This window comes from Streptomyces sp. NPDC003035 (assembly GCF_042888285.1).
GTDB lineage: Bacteria > Actinomycetota > Actinomycetes > Streptomycetales > Streptomycetaceae > Streptomyces.
On record NZ_JBIAPJ010000005.1, the window covers coordinates 155,639 to 179,102 of the forward strand.

21 protein-coding genes are annotated in these 23,464 nt (G+C 68.7%); 16 read left to right on the forward strand and 5 right to left on the reverse strand.

The window, feature by feature from the left end; translation table 11 throughout:
* Positions 1–149: 149 nt before the first annotated feature.
* Positions 150–440, forward strand: a complete 291-nt coding sequence (locus tag ACFYV5_RS17365; protein WP_355105075.1) for a hypothetical protein — start codon at positions 150–152, stop codon at positions 438–440.
* A 71-nt stretch (positions 441–511) separates the two neighbouring features.
* Positions 512–856, forward strand: a complete 345-nt coding sequence (locus ACFYV5_RS17370; RefSeq protein WP_389169950.1) for a hypothetical protein — start codon at positions 512–514, stop codon at positions 854–856.
* 48 nt (positions 857–904) lie between these two features.
* Here ACFYV5_RS17370 and ACFYV5_RS17375 read toward each other — a convergent pair whose 3' ends face one another.
* Positions 905–1,813 carry a hypothetical protein gene (locus tag ACFYV5_RS17375; RefSeq protein WP_389169123.1) on the reverse strand — a complete coding sequence of 303 codons (909 nt, stop codon included), beginning with the start codon at positions 1,811–1,813 and terminating at the stop codon, positions 905–907.
* A 297-nt stretch (positions 1,814–2,110) separates the two neighbouring features.
* Here ACFYV5_RS17375 and ACFYV5_RS17380 point away from each other — a divergent pair, with 297 nt between their 5' ends.
* From ACFYV5_RS17380 to ACFYV5_RS17445, 14 genes are all read left to right on the forward strand, one after another.
* Positions 2,111–2,323: a hypothetical protein gene (locus ACFYV5_RS17380; protein ID WP_389169125.1), complete on the forward strand. Its 213-nt coding sequence runs from the start codon at positions 2,111–2,113 to the stop codon at positions 2,321–2,323.
* A 162-nt stretch (positions 2,324–2,485) separates the two neighbouring features.
* Positions 2,486–3,412, forward strand: coding sequence for a hypothetical protein (locus ACFYV5_RS17385; protein WP_389169127.1), 927 nt, complete (start codon positions 2,486–2,488; stop codon positions 3,410–3,412).
* Between the two features lie 28 nt (positions 3,413–3,440).
* On the forward strand, positions 3,441–4,640 hold the full coding sequence (locus ACFYV5_RS17390) for a phage tail protein (RefSeq protein ID WP_389169129.1): 1,200 nt from the start codon (positions 3,441–3,443) through the stop codon (positions 4,638–4,640).
* Positions 4,637–5,890 (forward strand): tape-measure protein, encoded by a 1,254-nt coding sequence (locus ACFYV5_RS17395; RefSeq protein WP_389169130.1) that lies wholly within the window; start codon positions 4,637–4,639, stop codon positions 5,888–5,890. Before ACFYV5_RS17390 ends, ACFYV5_RS17395 begins: the two co-directional genes overlap by 4 nt.
* Positions 5,891–5,920: 30 nt before the next feature.
* Positions 5,921–6,844 (forward strand): phage distal tail protein, encoded by a 924-nt coding sequence (locus tag ACFYV5_RS17400; protein ID WP_355105063.1) that lies wholly within the window; start codon positions 5,921–5,923, stop codon positions 6,842–6,844.
* Between the two features lie 35 nt (positions 6,845–6,879).
* On the forward strand, positions 6,880–8,082 hold the full coding sequence (locus ACFYV5_RS17405; protein ID WP_389169132.1) for a hypothetical protein: 1,203 nt from the start codon (positions 6,880–6,882) through the stop codon (positions 8,080–8,082).
* Between the two features lie 37 nt (positions 8,083–8,119).
* Complete coding sequence (locus tag ACFYV5_RS17410; RefSeq protein WP_389169134.1) at positions 8,120–9,343, forward strand: hypothetical protein; 1,224 nt, start codon at positions 8,120–8,122, stop codon at positions 9,341–9,343.
* A 46-nt stretch (positions 9,344–9,389) separates the two neighbouring features.
* Positions 9,390–10,532, forward strand: coding sequence for a hypothetical protein (locus ACFYV5_RS17415; protein WP_389169136.1), 1,143 nt, complete (start codon positions 9,390–9,392; stop codon positions 10,530–10,532).
* A 12-nt stretch (positions 10,533–10,544) separates the two neighbouring features.
* Positions 10,545–11,681, forward strand: coding sequence for a hypothetical protein (locus ACFYV5_RS17420; RefSeq protein ID WP_355105055.1), 1,137 nt, complete (start codon positions 10,545–10,547; stop codon positions 11,679–11,681).
* On the forward strand, positions 11,681–12,253 hold the full coding sequence (locus tag ACFYV5_RS17425) for a hypothetical protein (RefSeq protein ID WP_355105053.1): 573 nt from the start codon (positions 11,681–11,683) through the stop codon (positions 12,251–12,253). The genes ACFYV5_RS17420 and ACFYV5_RS17425 overlap by 1 nt, the downstream gene beginning before the upstream one ends.
* Positions 12,254–12,284: 31 nt before the next feature.
* On the forward strand, positions 12,285–12,707 hold the full coding sequence (locus tag ACFYV5_RS17430) for an ATP-binding protein (RefSeq protein WP_355105051.1): 423 nt from the start codon (positions 12,285–12,287) through the stop codon (positions 12,705–12,707).
* Positions 12,708–12,783: 76 nt separating this feature from the next.
* The gene (locus ACFYV5_RS17435) at positions 12,784–13,698 is read left to right on the forward strand and encodes a peptidoglycan-binding protein (RefSeq protein WP_389169139.1); all 915 of its coding nucleotides are present in this window, start codon (positions 12,784–12,786) and stop codon (positions 13,696–13,698) included.
* Between the two features lie 11 nt (positions 13,699–13,709).
* Complete coding sequence (locus ACFYV5_RS17440) at positions 13,710–13,946, forward strand: hypothetical protein (RefSeq protein WP_389169141.1); 237 nt, start codon at positions 13,710–13,712, stop codon at positions 13,944–13,946.
* Positions 13,933–14,196 (forward strand): hypothetical protein, encoded by a 264-nt coding sequence (locus ACFYV5_RS17445; protein ID WP_355105045.1) that lies wholly within the window; start codon positions 13,933–13,935, stop codon positions 14,194–14,196. The genes ACFYV5_RS17440 and ACFYV5_RS17445 overlap by 14 nt, the downstream gene beginning before the upstream one ends.
* Positions 14,197–14,252: 56 nt before the next feature.
* Here ACFYV5_RS17445 and ACFYV5_RS17450 read toward each other — a convergent pair whose 3' ends face one another.
* The 4 genes from ACFYV5_RS17450 to rplJ form a co-directional block, all read right to left on the reverse strand.
* Positions 14,253–18,152, reverse strand: coding sequence for a DNA-directed RNA polymerase subunit beta' (locus ACFYV5_RS17450; RefSeq protein WP_355105043.1), 3,900 nt, complete (start codon positions 18,150–18,152; stop codon positions 14,253–14,255).
* A gap of 103 nt (positions 18,153–18,255) precedes the next feature.
* Entirely contained in the window at positions 18,256–21,738 is a 3,483-nt protein-coding gene (gene rpoB, locus ACFYV5_RS17455) for a DNA-directed RNA polymerase subunit beta (protein ID WP_355105041.1), read from the reverse strand.
* 542 nt (positions 21,739–22,280) lie between these two features.
* Positions 22,281–22,664, reverse strand: a complete 384-nt coding sequence (gene rplL, locus ACFYV5_RS17460; RefSeq protein WP_093874561.1) for a 50S ribosomal protein L7/L12 — start codon at positions 22,662–22,664, stop codon at positions 22,281–22,283.
* A gap of 111 nt (positions 22,665–22,775) precedes the next feature.
* Positions 22,776–23,306, reverse strand: coding sequence for a 50S ribosomal protein L10 (gene rplJ / locus ACFYV5_RS17465; RefSeq protein WP_329117221.1), 531 nt, complete (start codon positions 23,304–23,306; stop codon positions 22,776–22,778).
* Between the last annotated feature and the right edge of the window lie 158 nt (positions 23,307–23,464).

Consider the following 23,464-nt stretch of genomic DNA (forward strand, 5'->3'; position numbering starts at 1 on the left):
GCGGCCACCCGGCGGCCCACATAAACAATTAGGAACACCCATCCCCCCCGCCCCGTGTGCCCCCCCCCCCCGGGGGGGGGGCGGCCCCCCCGCCGCCCCGCCCCGCCCCCTCTCCTCTTCACTCACTCGAACAAGGAGTACGCATCACCATGGCCCGTTTCGACGTCAACGCCGCTCGCGCACAGCGCCTGGAGGCCCACGGCCGCGCCTGGTCCTTCGAGCTGGACGGCGAGTCCTACACCCTTCCCACCGAGCTCTCCCGCGCGACCGCCAAGGCTCTGCGCAAGCTCGACGACAACGACGTGGACGGCCTGCTCGCGCTCCTGATGGGTGAGGAGCAGTTCGCCCGCTTCGAGCAGCACGACATCACCATGCAGGACGTCGCCGCCATCCTGGAGGCCTACGGCAAGGAGACCGGGCTCGGCCTGGGGGAAGACTGAGCCTCGTCGAGTTCGTCGATGAACACGCCGAGGCCCTTGAGGCGGATCTCCTCCGCTACTACTCCGTCGATCTGCTCGACTGGTACCGCGGGGACCTCTCCAGCCGGCGGGTCCTGACGCTGATCAAGCACCTTCCGCACGACAGCGCCGTGCAGCGGGAGCTGCACGGCGAGGCCGCGGAATGGTCGATCACCGATCACCTGCTCGCGGCGACGGTGGACCATCTGGCCGTCGCCAACTGGATGTTCCAGTGCGTCAACAGCAGTGAGGACGACGATTCGCCCGAGCCCCCGAAGCCCGTCCCGCGTCCGGGTACGGACACGGACGGCGAGGGGGAGGAACAGGGCGAGCACTCCACGCAGGAGGGCGCCGACGGGGCGCTCTCCCCGGGAGCGCTCGCCCGGTTCTTCGGCTGACGCCCGCCTCGCCCCGTTCCGCCACAGCCCCCGGTGCCCGTTCCCGTTTCAGGGAGCGGGCTCCGGGGGCGGTTCCTGTGCTCGGTCGACCAGTTCCTCCTCCAGAGCTCTGGCCCGTTCGGACAGCCGTCGCCCCCTGGGCCCGCGCGTCTCCGGTGCGCCGGGCTCGGAGGTACGGCGGTCGGCCGCGGACCCGCCCTGTCCGGGGACCTGGCCGAGCGGCGGCACGACGGGGCGCCCGCCCTTGCCGCGTACCACCTTGCGTACGGAACGGGTCGCCCTGCGGGCCCGCAACTCCTGCGCGGTGAAAAGGACATCGGGTTCCGGTTCCGGGGCCCGTACCGCTTCGGCTTCGGGCTCCTCGGCGCGCGGGCGGGGCGGATCGTCGTCGTCGCGGCCCGCTGTGGCGTGTTCGAGCTGGACGTCGCGACCCGGTTCGGGCGCAGGGTCCGGGCCCGGGCCCGGACCCGGCTCCGGCTCCGGCTCCGGCTCGGTCGTCTGCTCAGGCTCGCGCGGCCGGCCTCGCTCGTCGAACTGTTCGCGTTCCCGGCGGAGGCGCTCCTCGGCCTCGATCACGACGGCTGGTGGTTCCAGGAGCCGGGCGAAGGGCAGCGGGATGACCCGGGCACCGTCCTCGCCCTCCCCCGCACGGCGCTGGGGGCGACGGACTCCACGCGCGTCACGCTGGCCCTGAGCGTAGGCATCGGCGACACGCCTCTCGTACTCGCGGCGTATGCGAGGGAGTTCCTCCGACACCGCCTCGGCCCAGCCGGCGGTGAAGGCGGCCGTCTCGCGGCGGTCCAGTTCGGCTCTGGCGATCACGACGAGATCCTCGGGTGCGTACCCGTGGACATGGACCAGTTCGGAGATCCATGCGAACAGATGGGGTAGGTCGGAGTTCGTGTCGAACCAGTCGACGACCCGTCCGCGGCGGCTACCGCCCCGCTCCCTGTCCATACGCGTGTATGCCTTCCGCCCCCTGGGGTCCCCTCGCGCCACTCGCGCCCCTGGCGCTCCGAGGTGGTCCGGTCTGGAACGCGTATCCAGCGTACCCGGTCGTTCTCGGCGAACGTTGCATCATCAACCGGTCACGTTTCGCCACAAGCAGACACGCCGTCAGAGCATTCCCGCTCGACAAACACCGAACAGGTGTTCCACACTCTGTTCGTACAACAGTTCGAACATGTGGTGCCCCCGCCTCACTCCGCGGCGCCGCCACGCACGCACGGGCAAGCAACCGGAAGGCAGGCGTCCATGACTCAGCAGGCCGAGGCATCGCGACCGCACATCCCGCTCCAGGACCGCCTCCGCCAGCTCCTCGACGGACCCGTCGCCCTCGACAAGAGAGCGTTGCTCGGCACGCTGTACGCCGAGGTCAGCCGCTACGAGACCCTCGCGTACGCGGCCGGCTGGAACGACGCCCTCGCGACGACGCGCCGCGACTCCCGCCGGGACGAGGACGCCTAGCCGCCGCGCGCTGCCCCTACGAACGAGCCCCTGCCGGGATGCGGCAGGGGCTTTTCGGCGCTTGGCCGTCACCGGCCGGAAGCGGAGCAACCCATGGGTAAAGAGATCGAAGACGTCCTGAAGGAAATCGCCGACCTCAGGAACGCACTTTTCGAAAAGAACATGAAGAAGCCCCCCTACGAGGCGACGTATGCGGGGGATCACGAGGCGGAGAAGGAGGAGGACCGGAAGCCGCGAACGGTCAAAACGGAAATCTCCGACCTCAAGAGGGCCCTCATCGAGCAACAGCCCAAGATCGTCACGGACAACATGCTGCCGGTCAAGTTCGTCGACCGGTTCGCCTCCATGTACGAGGAGCTCCAGAAGGAGCCGATGACGGAGTACCTCGAGGGGATGGGGCTGGGCGGTCTCGCCGCCGCGGTCGAAAAGTTCCACGAGAGCAAGACGGACGACCAGATCCAGTGGCAGAACTGGCTCTACGCGGCCATTGGGGGCATGGTCCTCGCCCTCATACTTCCCGCGATCGGTGTCTACCTGGCGAGCAGACTCAACAACCTGTCCCGAACGATTCGGGAGAAGGTCAGCCGCGACGGCACGTTCCGGGCCATGGACGAGAACGGCGACCTCACCCGACAGACCCGCCAACAGATCGAGAGCCGGGAGCGCCGGGTCGCCAACGGCGGCACCAGCGTCGCCGACCTCGACCCGAACACGAACTTCGATGCGCTTCGCGGGCAGCTCGAGCGCCTCAACCCGGCGCTGGAGAAGTTCAACCAGCACGCCGGCCCCTTCAAGAGGGCCTTCGCCCAGCTGCCGAAGACCGCCGCCGTCACCAAGGCGGCCGACGCCATCGAGAAGGTGAGCAAGGCCGCGTCGGAGGCCGACGTCGAGGAGCTCAAGTCCACCGGCAAGGCCCTCAAGAAGCTCGTCAACGCCACGCAGAACTTCAACCCGCGGAAGATCCCCAAGGCCAACAGCCTGTCGTCCGCGGCCAACGCCGCCCAGAGGCTCGCCGACAACACCAACAACGCGGGGCGTGCGTTCGACTTCCTCAAGGAGAAGGCCCTGGCCGCGGCCGCCGCCATCTGACCCACCCCTCACGAAAGGAGGTACACCCATGTCTCTCACCAGCTCCGTGAAGAAGGCGTCCGACTCCCTGCGCACCATGAAGACGCAGGCATCCGGCGCCGGCACCTCGGTCAAGAAGGTCGGCGACGCCGGCCGGTCGGCCAACGGGCAGCTCAAGAACCTCAAGACCAGCGCCCAGGGCTCCAGCACCCAGCTCAAGAACCTCAAGACCGCCTCGGACCAGGCCGAGAAGTCCATGGCCAAGGCCGGCCGGACCGCCGAGTCCGCAGGCAAGAAGCTCGGCAAGTACGAGTCCGGCGCCGGCAAGGCCGCCAAGGGCCAGGACAAGCTCAACAAGTCCATGAAGGGCAACATCCTCGCCCGCCTGATCGAGCTGTTCATGCCGCTCATCGAGAAGATCGTCGACATGGCGATGCGCTCGAAGACCATGCAGACGATCATGAAGAAGGCCTTCAGCGCCATCAAGACCGTGATCAGCTCGGTCATGAAGGCCATCGGCCCGATCATGAAGAAGGCCGGTCAGCTGATCAAGACGGTCTGGAACGGCATCAAGAAGGCCATCTCCACCGTCGTCAAGGCCGTCGCCACCGTCATCAAGACCTACGTGAAGATCTGGAAGACGGTCATCACCACGGTCATGAAGGCGATCAAGACGGTCATCGGCGCCGTCTGGAACGGCATCAAGGCCGTCATCACCCCGGTGGTGAACTGGATCAAGACCGCGATCCCGAAGGCCTTCAGCGCCGTCAAGGACAAGATGTCCTCCATCTGGAACGGCCTCAAGGACATCGCGTCCCGGGCGTTCGAGGGCATCAAGAACGGCGTGAGGGGCCCGATCAACGCCGTCATCGGCCTCATCAACGGCATGATCGGCAGTCTGAACCGGGTCAAGGTCAGCGTCCCCGGCTGGGTGCCGCTCGTCGGCGGCAAGACCTTCGGCGTCAACATCCCCACCATCCCCATGCTCGCCACCGGTGGTGTCGTCATGCCCCGCCACGGCGGTGTCCCGGCGATCCTCGCCGAGGCCGGCGAGGCCGAGGCCGTCCTCCCGCTCTCCAAGCTGGACCGGCTGCTCGCCCAGACCGCCCGCCGCGCCCGTATGTCGGCGCACCAGGCCGGCGGCGGCGCGGGAGCCACGCTGCACATCGAGCACTACCACGCGGCCCGGGGGACCGACCCGCAGTCGACGGCGAACGCGCTGATGTATCTGGCGAAGGCACGCGGATGAGTGCCGCCGCAGTCGCCATGCCGCGGTTCGGCGCGGTCACTCCGGTGATGAACTCCCTGCGGCAGGGCGCCGCTCAGGCGGGCGACTCGCTCAAGCGGCTCCAGCAGGGCGTCCAGCAGGCGGCCGGCGGCATCTCCACGTTCGCCACCGGCCTGCGCACCACCGGCACCTCCTTCCGCACCCTCGGGACCAACGCCTCCGGTGCGGCGACCGCCGTCCGCCGGATCCAGCGGTCCAAGGCGCCCGCCGACGTCAAGCGGATCGGCACCGCCGCGGGCAGGGCCAGGACCGCCGCCGGCAAGATCGGCACCGGCATCGGCGGCCTGGTCGCCATCCTCGCGCCCCTGCTGCCCGTCACCGACGTCATCAGCAAGCTGATGGAGACCTACGGCACCGTCATGACCGTCGCCTCCCTCGCGATGACCGGCATCAACGTCGCGATGCGCGCCAACCCGCTCGGCTTCCTCGTCGGCATCCTCGTCCCCGTCGCCGCGTACCTCATCGAGCTGGCGGTCAACTCCCAGACCGGCCAGAAGTTCCTCAAGCAGGCCTTCCAGGCGGCCCTCAAGGTCTTCCAGGCGATCTGGACGTTCCTCTCGCCGATCATGAAGGTGCTCGGCCAGGCCGTCGGCACCTACTTCACGGCGTACCTGACCCTGTTCAAGGCAGCCCTGAAGATCGTCGGGTCCGCGATCAACGGCATCTCCAAGATCCGCGGCGCCGTCACCTCCGCCTCCAACGCGCTGCGCGGGATCGCCTCGCGCACCCTCGGCGGGATCAAGAACGCGGTCAAGCCGGTCGTGTCCTTCATCACGGACAAGATCCCCGGCTTCTTCCGTACGGCCAAGGACGCGGTGAGCAAGGCCCTGGGCGGAATCGGCGACCTCATCAAGGGCGCTCTGAGCGCCGTGGTCGGCGTCGTCAAGGGCCCGATCAACGGCCTCATCGCCTTCGCCAACTGGATCATCGACGGCCTCAACAAGCTGACCGTCTCGATCCCGCTCACGGACAAGAAGTTCGGCGTCGACCTCGACAAGATCCCGATGCTCGCCGACGGCGGTGTCGTCTTCCCCGGCGCCGCCGACGCCCCGCGCATCGATTCGCTCACCGTGCTCGAGAACCGCCGTGTCCCGGACCTCACCGAGCAGTCCCGACGGCCGCACCGCGTACGGGACTTCTACGAGCAGCCAGGCGCCGGACCACGGTCGACCGCCGAGGACCTGCTGTTCCTGGCGACCGCCCGATCCTGACACCCCATCAGAAGTGAGGTGACGGCCCCCATGGCCGAGACCACAACCGCATACGCCACCGGAAACGGTTACACCGCCGACGTCGCGCCCGGCTCACTGATCACCCAGGACGGGCAGATCCAGTGGGCCGGGCTTCTCATCGGCCCCGGCACCCCCTTCGCCGTCGACCGCAGCGGACTCGCGGGCTGGGAGGATCTGCCCGAGTACGACTCCTCCGACGCCGAGCGTCCCACCTCGCACGGCGCCTGGCCCGGCGCCCGCTACGCGAAGCCGCGCAAGGTCGGCGGCACGATCGTCCTGATACCGGAGTACGGTGCGGCCGCCGAGGCCGTCCGCGCGCTGCGCCAGGCCCTCGCGCTGCTCGACGAGGAGCGCTGGCTCACCGTCCGGCTGCACGGCGAGATGCTCACCGTCCGCGCCCGGATCGCCCAGCGGGTGATCCCGGCCGACCAGGGCTTCGCCACCCAGGGCAGCTCCAAGATGTCCGTCCAGTGGCTGGCCTCCGACCCGCGCCGCTACGCGGTCGGCGAGCAGACCGTCTCCACCCTCGCGCCGCAGCCGGAGCCCGGTCTCAACTGGCCGCTGACCTGGCCGCTCGACTGGGGCCAGGCCACGTCCACCGGCGATGTCGTCGCCGAGAACACCGGCTCCGCCGCCACCCATCCGGTGATCACCTTCCGCGGCCCCTGCTCCATGCCGACCGTCACCGAGCGGGTCAGCAAGCGCCGGCTGCGCTACGCGATCGACCTGGCCACCGGCGACGAGCTCGTCATCGACACCGCCAACGGCACGGTGACCCTCAACGGCACCGCCTCCCGCCGGCACACCGCCATGGCGGACTCCAGCCCGGAAGAGCTCTTCCTGCTCGAACCGGGCCGTGCGGAGCTCTCCTTCCGGCCGGACGACAGCCCGGAGGCGCTGATGACGGTCCGCTGGCGCAGCGCCGAGTGGTGACACCCGACATCCCGCCCCTACCGGAAAGGTGAACCATGACCGTTCGCGCCGCTTGGCTCCAATCCGCCGGCCAGACCCGCGAGGACACCCGCCTCACCCTGGCCGCCCTGCTCACCCCCTCCGGCCAGGCCCCGGAGGAGACCCCGTTGCGCTCCCGGCCGGGCATCCTGCCGGGCGGCTTCGTCCTGACCGGGACGGCCGCCATGCAGTGCTCGATCGGCACCGGACGCGCGATCGTCCAGGGCAAGGACACCCGTCAGGGCGCCTACCTGGTGAGTGCGATCGAGCCGAAGACGATCACCATCGAGGACGGTGACGCGCAGTACGACCGGATCGATCTCATCGAACTCGCGGTCGTCGACGACGACTACGACAAGACCGGTGTCACCGAGGCCGTGGTCCGCCTGGTCAAGGGCACGCCCGCGGCCGCTCCGGTCGCCCCGGCGAGCGGCACCGGCAGCACCCAGCCGCTCTACACCGTCAAGGTCCCCAAGGGCGTCTCCGCCGGCACCGGCGGCATCGCCTGGACCGGCGGCGCGGTGACCACCCAGCACTGGCCCGTGGTCGCCCTCGGCGGCATCACCCCGACGAGCGGCTTCAAGGGCGCGTACGTCGGCCAGTACCGCGACGCGGGCGGCCTGCTCCAGCGCTGGGACGGCACGACATGGGTCTCGTACCCGAAGGCGACCGGCGGCATCGCGCCCGCCGGCTCGCTGGGGTCGAGCGGCAGCTACGCCGGCCAGTACCGGGACAGCTCCGGGGTCCTGCAGCGCTGGGACGGCTCGGCCTGGCAGTACGCCCAGGGCACCGCGACCGTGCTGCTCAGCGTCTCCCAGCTGCTCTCCGCCAACCAGCAGACCATCTCCCCGGCCACGTGGACCCTGGTCAACCTGCCCACCGTCGACGTCGACGACGCCGCCGGCTGGAACGGCACCACCACCTATGTCGTGCCGCGCACCGGCTGGTGGCGCGTCTCCGGCCACGTCGCCTGGGTCAACGACGCCCAGACCGGCATGCGCGGCGCCCGGCTCCTCGTCAACGGCGCCGGCGTGAACCGCACGACCTGGCTCACCCCGGCCGGCAACGGCGCCATCACCGTCGGTGGCACCGGCCTGGTCAAGCTCACCGCGGGCAACACCCTCCAGCTCGCCGCCTACCAGTCCCACACGGCGGCGGTGAAGACGCTCGGCGGATCGGGCTACGCCTGCTCCCTCTCCGCCGAGTGGATCAAGTCCTGACCCCCGCAACCGCCCTCCTCCCCGATCGGAGCAACGCATGAACCTGCGCAGCAGCTGGGTCCTCGAGACCGGCCAGACCCGTGAGGACACCCGCCTCACCCAGATCGGCGCCACCAACGCGCTCAACCCCGTCCAGGTCCGCTCCGGCGTCCTGCCCGGCTCCTACGACGGCAAGTACCGGCTGTCCGGCTTCTGGATGACGGGCGCCTCCGCCATGGCGGCGACCGTGTCCGAGGGCCGCGCCGTGATCCAGGGCGACATCTCCCAGGGCGCCTACCCGGTCGCCCTGCCGATGGCCCAGCAGGTCGCCTTCGTCGAGGGCGACGCCCAGTACCGCCGGATCGACCTCGTCGTCCTGCGGATCTACGACCGCCTCTACGAGGGCACCCGCAACGAGGCCGTGGTCGAGGTCATCCAGGGCCAGGCCGGCCCGACGCCGAAGGCCCCGCTCGCCCCGCCGCGCAGCCTCCCGCTGTACGAGGTGACGGTCCCGATCGGCGCCAGCGCCGGCAACGGCGGCATCCCGTGGAACACCTCCCTCAAGGACCTGCGGACCTCCGTCGTCTCCGCCGGCGGCATCCTGCCCGTCGAGGGCGCGGTCACCCCGGGCGCCTACCCGGGCCAGTACCAGGACGTGGACCTCCCGAACAGCCAGCTGCAGCGCTGGGACGGCGGCAAGTGGGTGGCGTACCCGCAGGCCCTCGGCGGCATCGTCCCGACCTCCGTCAGCACCTCCACACCGGGCACCTACAACGGCCAGTACCGGGCCACCACCGCCGGTCCGCTCCAGCGCTGGACCGGTACGGCGTGGGCGCCGGCGTACCCGGGTCCGTACTTCAACGACTCACTGGACGCGGGCTACACCACCTCGACGACCTACGTGAACGCGCTGGTCGAGCGGACCACCAACCCGCTGACGGTGTCTTTCGTCGCCCCCGAGAGCCGTCAGGCGATCCTCGCCTTCGGTTCGCGGATGGAGCTGGCCCTGGCCACCGGCACCACGGGCATCGCCAGCTCGGCCTACATGTGCGTGCGCGTCACTCAGGGCACCACCGTCCACCGGGAGCTGGAGGACGAACTCGCGGCCATGGCCTCCAAGTCCGCCGACCCCACGGACGCCTTCTCCGTCTCCAGCACCCAGCGCCTGCACAGCCTGACTCCGGGCCTGACCTACACGGTCACCGCGTACTACCGGACCTCCAACACCAACGTGCGGGCCTGGTTCGACAACACCTTCATCCAGGTCACACCGCAGTACTGAGCCCGCGAGGCCGCCGCCCGGCCGCCCCTTCCCCCAGGAGAGTCCCATGCCCGTACGCTCCGGCTGGCTGTCGCCCACCGGGCAGACCCGCCAGAACACCCGCATCACCAACATCGGCGCCACCACCCCCGTCAACCCGCTCGGCGTGCGGTCCGGCATCCTGCCGGGAACGTACGACGGGAAGTTCCGGGTCGGCGGCCTCTGGCTCAGCGGCAGCGGCCCGATGACGGCCACCGTCTACCACGGCAGGGCCGTCGTCCAGGGCGGCAACAACGACGGCGCCTATCCGGTCGCCGTCGACCAGGACCTGACCCTCACCTTCGGTGACGGCGACCCGCTCAACCCGCGCCTCGACCTCGTCGTGCTGCGGGTCTACGACAACGACGCGGACGCCCTCAGCAAGTACGAGGCCGCCGTCGAGATCGTCCGGGGCGAGGCGAAGGCCACGCCGGTGGCGCCGCCCGCCCCCGAGCGCTCGCTGACCCTGTTCACCGTACGGGTGCCGGCCGGCGCCTCCGCGGGCAACGGCGGCATTCCGTGGACCACCACGGGCACCCTCACCGACCTGCGCACCACGACCGTCTCGGCCGGCGGCATCCTGCCCGTCTACAACAACGCCGGTGTGCCCGGGTCCTACCCGGGCCAGTACCAGGACAACGACAACTCCCACTTCCTCCAGCGCTGGGACGGCACCGACTGGATCCCGTACCCCAAGGAGATCGGCGGCATCGCCCCCAGCGCGGCCGTGTCCACGGGCAGTTACACGGGGCAGTTCCGCGAGGCGAACGGCGTCCTGCAGCGCTGGACCGGCAGCGCTTGGGCGAACTACCAGCCGCCGGTGGAGGTGACGACCACCAACACCGGCACGACGGCGGCTCCCAACTGGAACGTGACCAACTTCCAGGGCCGCAAGACCCGGGGCGTGTGCACCCTCACCCTGACGGTCACCCGCACCGGCGCCGACCTCACCGCCACCGCGGCGGGCAACATCAGCCCCGACGAGCTGCTGTGCACGCTGCCGACAGGCTGGCGGCCGGTGTACGACTTCGACTCCCTCGGACAGGACGCCTACGGCTGCGGTGCCGTCACCTTCCAGTCGAACGGAAGCGTCCATCTGCGGACCTGGTCCGGCACCGGCGTCCTGACCGCCGGCCGCCTCGTGCGCATCACCGCCACCTTCGTCCAGTAAAGGAGACTCGCCATGGCGATCGACACGCCCTACCGGGCGATCTTCTGCGATCTGATCACCGACCAGACCCTCGACATCCTGCCGCTGCGCGACGTCTCCTTCGACGACTACATCGGCAAGGCCGGCTCCCTCTCCGGCACCATCCCCATCCCCAACAAGGACATCGCCGACCGGGTCAAGAAGGTCCGGGAGGGCCGGACCGCGGTCTACCTGGAGCGCGGCGGCGACCTGTGGTGGGGCGGCATCATCTGGACCACCACCCTGCAGTCCAGCGGCCGAGGGGTGCTCACCCTCGGCATCCAGGCCGCCACCTTCGACTCGTACGCGAGCCGCCGCCGCATTCGCACCGACATCTCGTTCACGACCCCGACCGACCAGCTGGAGATCGCCCGCCGACTGTGGCAGGAGCTCGACCTCCAGGAGGACCCCGCCGTCCCCCTGCCGGAGGGGCAGAAGCCCCGCCGCCTCGGGATCACCTTCGGCAAGGAGGAGTCGAAGGTCCCTCGTACGGCGTCCTGGCGCAAGGGCGACGAGACCGTCTACCTGGAGGCGCTCGACCAGCTCGCCGCCATGGAGGACGGCTTCGAGCACCAGATCCTGGTCTACCGCGACCCGACCGACGGCAAGCGGGTCCGGCAGCTCCGGCTCGGCTCACCCAAGATCGTCAACGGTGCGACCGACCTGCTCTTCGACCGGCCCGGCGTCATCCTGTCGTACTCCTTCCCGTACGACGCGACCCGCGGCGGCACCACCGCCCTGGCCCGCGGTGCCTCAGTCAACTCCAACGCGGGCACCGAGTCCCGGCCCATCTCCTCCACCCAGCAGATCGCGAGCGACCTGCTCGCGGACGGCTGGCCGCTGATCGACCTGTCCTCTGACCACAACGAGGTCACCGACCAGACCACGCTCGACTCGCTCGCCAAGCGGGAACTCGACGAGGCCCGCGGCGCCGTCGTGGTCCCGGCGATCAGCATCCACCTCGGCGGGGTCGTCCCGCCCGCGCTCATCGGCCGCGTCGCCCGCATCCGTATCACGGACGAGTGGTACTCCCAGGGCCTTGACGCCCGCTACCGCATCATCGGCGTCAAGGTCACTCCCCCGGAGCGCGGCCGTCCCGACACCGCCGAGCTCTACCTTGAGGAGTCCTGATGCCCCAGCTGCCCGAGGACATCATCGACCGGCTCAACCGGATGGAACGCCGGATCAAGGCCCTGTCCACGGCCGTCAACACCCGGCCGGCGGTCAGCGAGATCCGTCCGCCCGCACAGACCGGCAGCGTCACCATCAACCGGCCGCTGTTCCGGATCTTCGACGGCTACGGCCACGAGATCTTCGCGGACGACATCATGACCGGCGGCCTCGCCCGGCCCTGGCTGCCGCTGATGCCGCCGCTGCCGAGCGACGTGGCCAAGTGGCCGTCCACCACCAGCGCCGCCTTCACCACCATCGCCCGCTGCTCCAACCCGATCTGGCAGCCCAAGATGCGGATCGTCATCAACACGGCGGCGTCCTCGAACGCCACCGGCCAAGTGCGGGTCCTCGTCGACGGCGTCCAGTTCGGGCCCACGGTCACCGCCGGCAGCACGTACGAACACCTCGGGCTGCTGCCGGGCGACATGAAGACGCGGTTCGGCCAGACCATGAACATCGAGGTCCAGGCTCTGGCCACCGGTGGCACCGTCTACGCCCAGACCGTGCTCATCCACGGCGCCCAGACCTGATCAGCCCTCCGAGTCGTACGAGGAGTACGCCATGAACATCGACCCCAACGAACCCTGGGGCGTGGCCATCGACTACGCGGGCCGCGCCACCGTCACCGCCGGCGGCCACACCCTCAACGTCCGCGTCTACGACAACACGCTCGGCTACACCCTGGAACGCGACCCGGTCACCGGGCAGTACCCCTCGGTGTACGTCACCGCCGACCTGAACGAGACGGGTGCGGGCGACTCCGCCCTGCGCGGATCCGGAACGGTCGTCGTCCCGTCGCAGAACGGCGTCCCGGTCACGCCCGACCCGACCGCCGTCCAGCAGGCCGTCGCGGCCGCTCTCACCGACTTCGAGAACCGCCGCGCCGCCTACGCCGCCCTCTGCACCGCCTGGGCACCGTCTCCCCCGCCGCCTCCGGAGCCCCAGCCGGAGCCCGACAGCCCGGTCACCGAACCGGTCGCGTAACACGTACACCGCTCCGCCCCGTACGCCCGCCCCGAGCCGAACCGGCCGGGGTTTTCTCATGCCCGGAGGACACCAGATGGCCACTCCCCTCCCAGCGGACCGGCTCGTCGCCGCGCTCCGCGCCGAAGGCGTCCGCGTCGTCGAACACGACGGCTGGCGCACCCACCACCGCAACCAGGCCGGCGCCTGGGGCCCGGTGAACGGCGTGATGATCCACCACACCGTCTCCAGCGGCACCGCCTCCTCCGTCGAGCTCTGCTACAACGGCTACGACGGTCTGCCCGGCCCGCTCTGCCACGGCGTGATCGCCAAGGACGGCACGGTCCATCTCGTCGGCAACGGCCGCGCCAACCACGCGGGGGGCGGCGACCCCTCCGTCCTCCAGGCCGTCATCACCGAAACGTACGGCGACCGCCCGCCGGCGCCCCGCGTCCACCAGGGCAGCCCCGGCGCCGTCGACGGCAACGCCCGCTTCTACGGCTTCGAGTGCGTCAACCTCGGCAACGGCACCGATCCCTGGCCGGCCGCCCAGCTCGACGCCATCGAGCGGACGTCCGCCGCGCTCTGCCGGGCGCACGGCTGGGGCGCCAGGTCCGTCATCGGGCACCTCGAATGGTCCGACTGGAAGAGCGACCCGCGCGGCTTCGCCATGCCGGGGATGCGGGACCGGGTCCAGAAGCGGCTCGCCGCGGCCCCCGCGCCCAAGCCCACCGCTCCCGCCAAGCCGGCCGCCCCGCGCTACCAGCCGTTCCCCGGCACCTCGTTCTTCAAGACCAACCCCAGCTCGCCGATCGTCACCGCGATGGGCCGCCGCCTGGTCGCCGAGGGCTGCTCCGCGTACAGCGTCGGCCCGTCCCCCCGCTGGGGCGAGGCGGACCGGCGCAGTTACGCGAAGTGGCAGCGCAAGCTCGGCTTCCGCGGCTCCGACGCCGACGGCTGGCCGGGCGCCATGTCCTGGAACGCACTCAAGGTCCCGTACACCACCACGTAAGGATCCACCTCATGTCCGAAGCCGCCAAGCGCACGGCCCGTACCGTCCTGCAGTCCGCCGTCGGCATCGCCGTCGTCCTCCCCGCGATCGTCGACGCCTCCGGAATCCCCGCGACCCTCCCCTGGGTCGTCGGCGCCCTGGCCGTGGCGGGCGGGCTGACCCGCGTCATGGCCGTCCCGGGTGTCCAGAACCTGCTGCCGTCCTGGCTCCGCAGCTCCCCGGAAGCGGGTGCCGATGACCGAGTCTGATCAGCACGACCCGGTCACCGTCGCGCTCGAACTGGAACGGCTCCGCGGCACGCTGGAGGCCGGCTTCGCCCGGGCCGACGGCTCGCTCGCGCTGCTCGTGCAGCGCAGTGACCAGACCGACAAGCAGCTCGCCGACATGGAGTCCCGGCTGGATGCCCTGGAGCGCGGCCGCTGGCCCCTCACCAGCATCGCCGCGCTGACGGCGAGCGCCGGCCTGATGCTCGCCGTCTGGGAGCTGGCGGGACGCTGAAACAACGCCGAGAGGCGGCCACCCCCAGGGGGTGACCGCCTCTCGGTTCGCACTACTTACTGGTTGTACGGACCGTAGTCGTAGTCCTCCAGCGGAACGGCCTGGCCGGAGCCGGTGCCGAACGGCGAGTAGTCGATGTCGTCGTAGCCGACGGCCGAGTACATCGCGGCCTTGGCCTCCTCGGTCGGCTCGACCCGGATGTTGCGGTAGCGGGACAGACCCGTACCGGCCGGGATGAGCTTACCGATGATGACGTTCTCCTTGAGGCCGATGAGGCTGTCGGACTTGGCGTTGATCGCCGCGTCCGTCAGGACTCGGGTCGTCTCCTGGAAGGAGGCGGCCGACAGCCAGGATTCCGTCGCCAGCGAGGCCTTGGTGATACCCATCAGCTGCGGACGGCCGGAGGCGGGGTGACCGCCCTCGGTGACCACACGACGGTTCTCGGTCTCGAACTTCGAGCGCTCGACGAGCTCGCCCGGCAGCAGCTCCGCGTCGCCGGACTCGATGATCGTCACGCGGCGCAGCATCTGCCGGATGATGATCTCGATGTGCTTGTCGTGGATCGACACGCCCTGCGAGTTGTAGACCTTCTGGACTTCGCCGACCAGGTGGACCTGGACCGCGCGCTGACCGAGGATCCGCAGCACGTCGTGCGGGTTGGTGGCACCCACGGTGAGCTTCTGGCCCACCTCGACGTGGTCGCCCTCGCCCACGAGCAGACGGGCACGCTTCGAGATCGGGAACGCCGTCTCGTCGCTGCCGTCGTCCGGGGTGACGACGATCTTCTTGGTCTTCTCGGTCTCCTCGATACGGACGCGGCCGGCCGCCTCCGAGATCGGGGCGACACCCTTGGGCTGACGGGCCTCGAAGAGCTCGACGACACGGGGCAGACCCTGGGTGATGTCGTCACCGGCCACACCACCGGTGTGGAAGGTGCGCATCGTCAGCTGGGTACCGGGCTCACCGATGGACTGGGCGGCGATGATGCCGACGGCCTCACCGATGTCGACCAGCTTGCCGGTGGCCAGGGAGCGGCCGTAGCAGAAGGCACAGGTGCCGACCGCGGACTCACAGGTCAGGACCGAACGGGTCTTGACCTCCTCGACACCGGCGCCCACGAGGGCGTCGATGAGCACGTCACCCAGGTCGACGTTGGCCGGCGCGATGACCTTGCCGTCCACGACGACGTCCTCGGCGAGCATCCGCGCGTACACGGAGGTCTCGACGTCGTCCGTCTTCCGCAGGATGCCGTCGGCACCCTTCTCGGCGATCCGCAGCTTCAGACCGCGCTCGGTGCCGCAGTCCTCCTCGCGGATGATCACGTCCTGCGAGACGTCCACCAGACGACGGGTCAGGTAACCCGAGTCGGCGGTACGCAGGGCGGTGTCGGCCAGACCCTTACGGGCACCGTGCGTCGAGATGAAGTACTCGAGGACGGAGAGACCCTCACGGAAGGACGCCTTGATGGGACGCGGAATCGTCTCGTTCTTGGCGTTCGACACCAGACCACGCATACCGGCGATCTGCCGCATCTGCATCATGTTTCCTCGGGCACCCGAGTCAACCATCATGAAGATGGGGTTCGTCTTGGGGAAGTTCTCGTTCATGGCCTCGGCAACCTCGTTGGTCGCCTTGGTCCAGATGTTGATGAGCTCCTGAGTGCGCTCTTCCTTGGTGATCAGACCGCGCTCGTACTGCTTCTGGACCTTCTCGTCCTGCTCTTCCCAGCCCTTGACGATCGCCTTCTTGGCCTCGGGGACGACAACGTCCGAGATGGCCACGGTGACGCCGGAGCGGGTCGCCCAGTAGAAGCCCGCCGCCTTCAGGTTGTCGAGCGTCGCCGCCACGATGACCTTGGGGTAGCGCTCGGCGAGGTCGTTGACGATCTCGGAGAGCTGCTTCTTGCCGACGGAGTAGTCGACGAACGGGTAGTCCTCGGGCAGCAGCTCGTTGAAGAGCGCGCGGCCCAGCGACGTACGCAAGCGGAAGGAGTCACCCTGCTGCCACTGCGGCTCGCCCTCCTCGGCGACCGGGGGAACCCAGCCGCGCGGGGGAACGGTGCCGATCGGGAAGCGGATGTCGATCTGCGACTGCAGCGCCAGCTCGCCGGCGTCGAACGCCATGATCGCCTCGGCCGTGGAGCCGAACGCGCGGCCCTCGCCCTTGGTGTCACGGAGCTCACCGTCGGTGGTCAGGAAGAACAGACCGAGGACCATGTCCTGGGTCGGCATCGTGACCGGACGGCCGTCGGCCGGCTTCAGGATGTTGTTCGAGGACAGCATCAGGATGCGGGCCTCGGCCTGCGCCTCCGCGGAGAGCGGCAGGTGGACGGCCATCTGGTCACCGTCGAAGTCCGCGTTGAACGCGGTGCAGACGAGCGGGTGGATCTGGATGGCCTTGCCCTCGACCAGCTGGGGCTCGAAGGCCTGGATGCCGAGGCGGTGCAGCGTGGGCGCACGGTTGAGCAGAACCGGGTGCTCGGCGATGACCTCTTCGAGGACGTCGTACACGACCGTGCGGCCGCGCTCGACCATCCGCTTGGCGCTCTTGATGTTCTGCGCGTGGTTCAGGTCGACCAGGCGCTTCATCACGAACGGCTTGAAGAGCTCCAGCGCCATGGCCTTGGGCAGACCGCACTGGTGCAGCTTCAGCTGCGGACCGACGACGATGACGGAACGCGCGGAGTAGTCCACACGCTTACCGAGCAGGTTCTGACGGAATCGACCCTGCTTGCCCTTCAGCATGTCGCTGAGGGACTTCAGCGGACGGTTGCCGGGGCCCGTGACCGGGCGACCACGACGGCCGTTGTCGAAGAGGGCGTCGACCGCCTCCTGGAGCATCCGCTTCTCGTTGTTCACGATGATCTCGGGGGCACCGAGGTCGAGCAGACGCTTCAGACGGTTGTTGCGGTTGATCACGCGGCGGTACAGGTCGTTCAGGTCGGAGGTCGCGAAGCGGCCACCGTCCAGCTGCACCATCGGACGCAGGTCCGGCGGGATCACCGGCACGCAGTCGAGAACCATGCCCTTGGGGCTGTTCGCGGTCTGCAGGAACGCGGAGACGACCTTGAGGCGCTTGAGCGCACGGGTCTTCTTCTGGCCCTTGCCGGTACGGATGATCTCGCGGAGGCGCTCGGCCTCCTCCTCGAGGTCGAAGGACTCCAGGCGCTTCTGCAGCGCCGCGGCACCCATCGAGCCGTCGAAGTACGTGCCGAAGCGGTCACGCAGCTCGCGGTAGAGGAGCTCGTCGCCCTCCAGGTCCTGGACCTTGAGGTTCTTGAAGCGCGACCAGACCTCGTCCAGACGGTCGATCTCGCGCTGCGCACGGTCGCGCAGCTGCTTCATCTCACGCTCGGCGCCCTCGCGCACCTTGCGGCGCACGTCGGCCTTGGCACCCTCGGCCTCGAGCTCGGCCAGGTCGGTCTCGAGCTTCTTGGCGCGGGCCTCCAGGTCGGAGTCGCGACGGTTCTCGATCTGCTGGCGCTCGACGGAGACGTGAGCCTCCAGCGACGGCAGGTCACGGGTGCGACGCTCGTCGTCGACGAACGTGATCATGTACGCGGCGAAGTAGATGACCTTCTCGAGGTCCTTCGGCGCGAGGTCGAGCAGGTAGCCAAGGCGCGACGGGACGCCCTTGAAGTACCAGATGTGGGTGACGGGAGCGGCGAGCTCGATGTGGCCCATCCGCTCACGGCGCACCTTGGCGCGGGTGACCTCGACGCCACACCGCTCACAGATGATGCCCTTGAAACGGACACGCTTGTACTTGCCGCAGTAGCACTCCCAGTCCCGGGTCGGACCGAAGATCTTCTCGCAGAAGAGTCCGTCCTTCTCGGGCTTGAGCGTGCGGTAGTTGATGGTCTCAGGCTTCTTGACCTCGCCGTGGCTCCACTGACGGATGTCGTCAGCGGTGGCCAGACCGATCCGGAGCTCATCGAAGAAGTTGACGTCGAGCACTATGCGTCAATCCCTCTCAGGGTTGTAAGTCTTAGGGGTCTGATACGGGGGTCCTGGGGCCGGCCGGGGAGCTCGTTGCTGAGCCCCCCGGACCGGACTCCCGTCAGACCTCTTCGACGCTGCTCGGCTCGCGCCGGGACAGGTCGATACCGAGCTCCTCCGCTGCGCGGAAGACGTCCTCGTCGGTGTCGCGCATCTCGATGGACATGCCGTCCGAGGACAGCACCTCCACGTTGAGGCACAGGGACTGCATCTCCTTGATGAGCACCTTGAAGGACTCGGGGATGCCGGGCTCAGGGATGTTCTCGCCCTTGACGATGGCCTCGTAGACCTTCACGCGGCCGGTCACGTCGTCGGACTTGATCGTCAGCAGCTCCTGGAGGGCGTACGCGGCGCCGTAAGCCTCCAGCGCCCACACCTCCATCTCACCGAAGCGCTGGCCACCGAACTGGGCCTTACCACCCAGCGGCTGCTGGGTGATCATCGAGTACGGACCGGTCGACCGGGCGTGCAGCTTGTCGTCGACCAGGTGGTGGAGCTTGAGGATGTACATGTAGCCGACCGAGATCGGCTCCGGGAACGGCTCGCCGGAGCGGCCGTCGAACAGCCTCGCCTTACCGGTCGGCTGCACCATGCGCTCGCCGTCGCGGTTCGGGATCGTGTGCTGGAGCAGACCGGCCAGCTCGTCCTCACGCGCACCGTCGAAGACCGGGGTCGCGACGTTGGTGCCGGGCGCGACCTGGTCGGCGCCGATGGCCTGCAGGCGCTGCGCCCAGTCCTCCGCGAGGCCGGAGACGTCCCAGCCGCGGCTGGCGAGCCAGCCGAGGTGGATCTCCAGGACCTGTCCCGGGTTCATTCGGGACGGCACACCCAGCGGGTTGAGGATGATGTCGACCGGGGTTCCGTCCTCGAGGAACGGCATGTCCTCGATGGGAAGGATCTTGGAGATGACACCCTTGTTGCCGTGACGGCCGGCGAGCTTGTCACCATCGGTGATCTTGCGCTTCTGGGCGACGTAGACGCGGACCAGCTGGTTCACGCCCGGGGGAAGCTCGTCGCCCTCCTCGCGGTCGAAGACGCGGACGCCGATGACCTTGCCGGTCTCGCCGTGCGGCACCTTCAGCGAGGTGTCACGGACCTCACGGGCCTTCTCGCCGAAGATCGCGCGGAGCAGGCGCTCCTCCGGGGTCAGCTCGGTCTCGCCCTTGGGCGTGACCTTGCCGACGAGGATGTCGCCGGCGACGACCTCGGCACCGATACGGATGATGCCGCGCTCGTCGAGGTCGGCGAGGACCTCCTCGGAGACGTTCGGGATGTCCCGGGTGATCTCCTCCGGGCCGAGCTTGGTGTCACGGGCGTCGACCTCGTGCTCCTCGATGTGGATCGAGGAGAGGACGTCGTCCTGCACGAGGCGCTGCGACAGGATGATCGCGTCCTCGTAGTTGTGACCCTCCCACGGCATGAACGCGACCAGCAGGTTCTTGCCGAGCGCCATCTCACCGTTCTCGGTGGCCGGACCGTCGGCGAGGACCTGGCCCTCGATGACCCGGTCGCCCTCGGAGACGACGACCTTCTGGTTGACCGAGGTGCCCTGGTTCGAGCGGGAGAACTTGGCGATGCGGTACGTGGTGTACGTGCCGTCGTCGTTGGCGACGGTGACGTAGTCGGCCGAGACCTCCTGGATGACACCGTCCTTCTCCGCCTTGATGACGTCACCGGCGTCGGTGGCACAGCGGTACTCCATGCCGGTACCGACGAGCGGGGCCTCCGACTTAATCAGCGGCACCGCCTGACGCATCATGTTCGCGCCCATGAGGGCACGGTTGGCGTCGTCGTGCTCGAGGAAGGGGATCATGGCCGTCGCGACCGACACCATCTGGCGCGGCGAGACGTCCATGTAGTCGACCTCGGTCGGCGGGACGTAGTCGACCTCACCGCCACGGCGGCGGACCAGAACGCGCGGCTCGCTGAAGCGAAGCTCGTCGTTCAGGAGCGCGTTCGCCTGGGCGATGACGAACCGGTCCTCCTCGTCGGCGGTGATGTAGTCGACCTCGTCGGTGACCTGACCGTCGACGACCTTGCGGTACGGCGTCTCGATGAAGCCGAACGCGTTGACGCGGCCGTACGAGGCGAGCGAACCGATCAGACCGATGTTCGGGCCTTCGGGGGTCTCGATCGGGCACATGCGTCCGTAGTGGGACGGGTGCACGTCGCGGACCTCGAAGCCGGCCCGCTCACGGGACAGACCACCCGGACCAAGAGCCGACAGACGGCGCTTGTGGGTGAGACCCGACAGCGGGTTGTTCTGGTCCATGAACTGCGACAGCTGGCTGGTGCCGAAGAACTCCTTGATGGAGGCGACGACCGGCCGGATGTTGATCAGGGTCTGCGGCGTGATCGCCTCGACGTCCTGGGTCGTCATGCGCTCACGCACGACGCGCTCCATACGAGCCAGACCCGTGCGGACCTGGTTCTGGATGAGCTCGCCGACGTTACGCAGACGACGGTTGCCGAAGTGGTCGATGTCGTCGGTCTCGACGACGATCTCCCGGCCCGACTCGCCGATCGTCTCGGTCTCGCCCGCGTGCAGCTTCACGAGGTACTTGATCGTGGCGATGATGTCGTCGGTGGTCAGGACACCGGCGTCCAGCGGCTCATCGGCGCCGAGCTTCTTGTTCACCTTGTAGCGGCCGACCTTGGCGAGGTCGTAGCGCTTGGGGTTGAAGTAGAGGTTCTCGAGCAGCGTCTGAGCGGCCTCGCGGGTCGGCGGCTCGCCCGGGCGCAGCTTGCGGTAGATGTCGAGCAGCGCGTCGTCCTGGCCCTGGGTGTGGTCCTTCTCCAGGGTGGCGCGCATGGACTCGTACTCGCCGAACTCCTGCAGGATCTGCTCGGTGGTCCAGCCGAGAGCCTTCAGAAGGACGGTGACGGACTGCTTGCGCTTGCGGTCGATGCGGACACCGACCATGTCGCGCTTGTCGATCTCCATCTCCAGCCAGGCACCCCGGGACGGGATGATCTTGGCCGAGAAGATGTCCTTGTCGGACGTCTTGTCGATCGAGGAGTCGAAGTAGACGCCCGGCGAACGGACGAGCTGCGAGACCACGACACGCTCGGTGCCGTTGATGACGAAGGTGCCCTTGTTCGTCATGAGCGGGAAGTCGCCCATGAAGACCGTCTGGGACTTGATCTCGCCGGTCTCGTTGTTGGTGAACTCGGCGGTGACGAAGAGCGGGGCGCCGTACGTGAAGTCACGGTCCTTGCACTCGTCGATCGAGTTCTTCGGGGGCTCGAAGCGGTGGTCGCGGAAGGTCAGCGACATCGACCCGGAGAAGTCCTCGATCGGAGAGATCTCCTCGAAGATCTCTTCCAGACCCGACTTCCTGGGGACGTCTTGTCCCGACTCGAGAGCTGCCTCGACGCGAGCCTTCCAGGCGGCGTTCCCGAGCAGCCAGTCAAAGCTCTCGGTCTGCAGCGCGAGGAGGTTCGGAACCTCGAGGGGCTCCTTGATCTTTGCAAAGGAGATGCGCAGCGGGGCGGTGCTGGCGCCGTTGTTCGTATTGGTCGAGGCGTTGCGCGAGGCGGCCAAGAGGGGGTCCTTCCGAGGGCTCGGACTCACTACGCGCGTACCGGTCCCCAGCGACGCAGAGGGACAGACAATTCCCGATATGGCCAAAAGTCCAGGTCAGGTCAGGTCTGCCGACAATGCTCTCGCGAGGGTATGCCCCAGGTGACGGGCAGGGGGCAGCTAACAGGCAGCGCAAAGGGTCAGTGTAGCCACTTGGCCCACTGATGTCCAGGGCGAGTAATTCGCAACCCTCGTTGTTCTCAACTCCGCGGTACCTCGCGCCGTGCGGCGCACCTCGATACTGCCCGTTCCGCCGTCGATCCATGCCTCGGATACGGATCGTTGTGACGACGCGTCCTGAGAATTGCGCGCTGCGTGCGGTTCGTCAAGGCCCCCCGGTCAGCGGGGCGCACGGCGAAGATCACCATACTCCGCTCCGGGCGCCCGATTCGACCCTCGCCACGCCCTGTCCCGGGTACGCCGAAGGGCGACCACCCGGATGGGTGATCGCCCTTCGAAGGCGCCTGACAGGCGCCTGAGCGAGTCAGAAGACCCGCGGGGTCTTACTTGACCGTGACGGAGGCGCCGGCGGCCTTGAGGGACTCGGCAGCCTTCTCCGCGGCCTCCTTGGCGACCTTCTCGAGGACCGGCTTCGGGGTGCCGTCGACGAGGTCCTTGGCCTCCTTCAGGCCCAGGGAGGTCAGCTCACGCACGACCTTGATGACCTGGATCTTCTTGTCGCCCGCACCCTCGAGGATGACGTCGAACTCGTCCTGCTCGGCCTCGGCCTCGGCCGGGGCGCCCGCAGCGGCGGGGCCGGCAACGGCGACGGCCGCGGCGGCGGTGACGTCGAACTTCTCCTCGAAGGCCTTCACGAACTCGGAGAGCTCGATGAGGGTCATCTCCTCGAACTGCGCGAGCAGGTCGTCCTGGGACAGCTTCGCCATGATGGCGTCCTTCCACTAATTCGGCAGGTGCCGGATGTACATGTAGGCGGGCGTACGTTCGGCCCGCTGCGACCGTCGCCCTAACGGGCGGCGATCATTGCGCGAGCCGAATTACTCGGCACCGCCCTGCTCGGCGAGCTTGACGCGAAGCGCCTCCGCGGTGCGGACGAACTTCGACGGCAGCGCCTGGAGGAGCGAGGCAGTCTGGGACTGCTTGCCCTTGAACGCGCCGGCCAGCTTGCTGAGCAGAACCTCGCGGGACTCGAGGTCCGCAAGCTTCTTGAACTCGTCGGCGGTCAGCGCCTTGCCATCAAGGACACCGCCCTTGATGACGAGGTTCGGGTTCTCCTTGGCGAAGTCACGCAGAGCCTTCGCCGACTCCACCGGGTCACCGGTGACGAAGGCGGCCGCGGTCGAACCAGCAAGCTGGTCGTCCAGCGCGGCGATCCCGGCCTGGTTGGCCGCAATCTTGGTCAGCGTGTTCTTCACCACGGCGTACTGGGCGTTCTCACCGAGCGAACGACGCAGCGTCTTGAGCTGCGCCACGGTGAGCCCCGTGTACGAGGTCAGCACGACGGCGTTCGAGCTGCGGAACTTGTCCTCCAGCTCGGCTACCGCGGCAGCCTTGTCGGGCCTTGCCATAGAGCGTCGGCCTCCTTCCGGGTGATGAGGACCGCTCAGAAGGGGCTGAACAAAGAGAAACGCCCCGGCGCAAGCGCACGGGGCTCAGCTCGACCGCATCGAAAGATCCGGGAACTCATCCACGAACACCTGCGCGGGTCGTTCGCATTTCAGCGAAT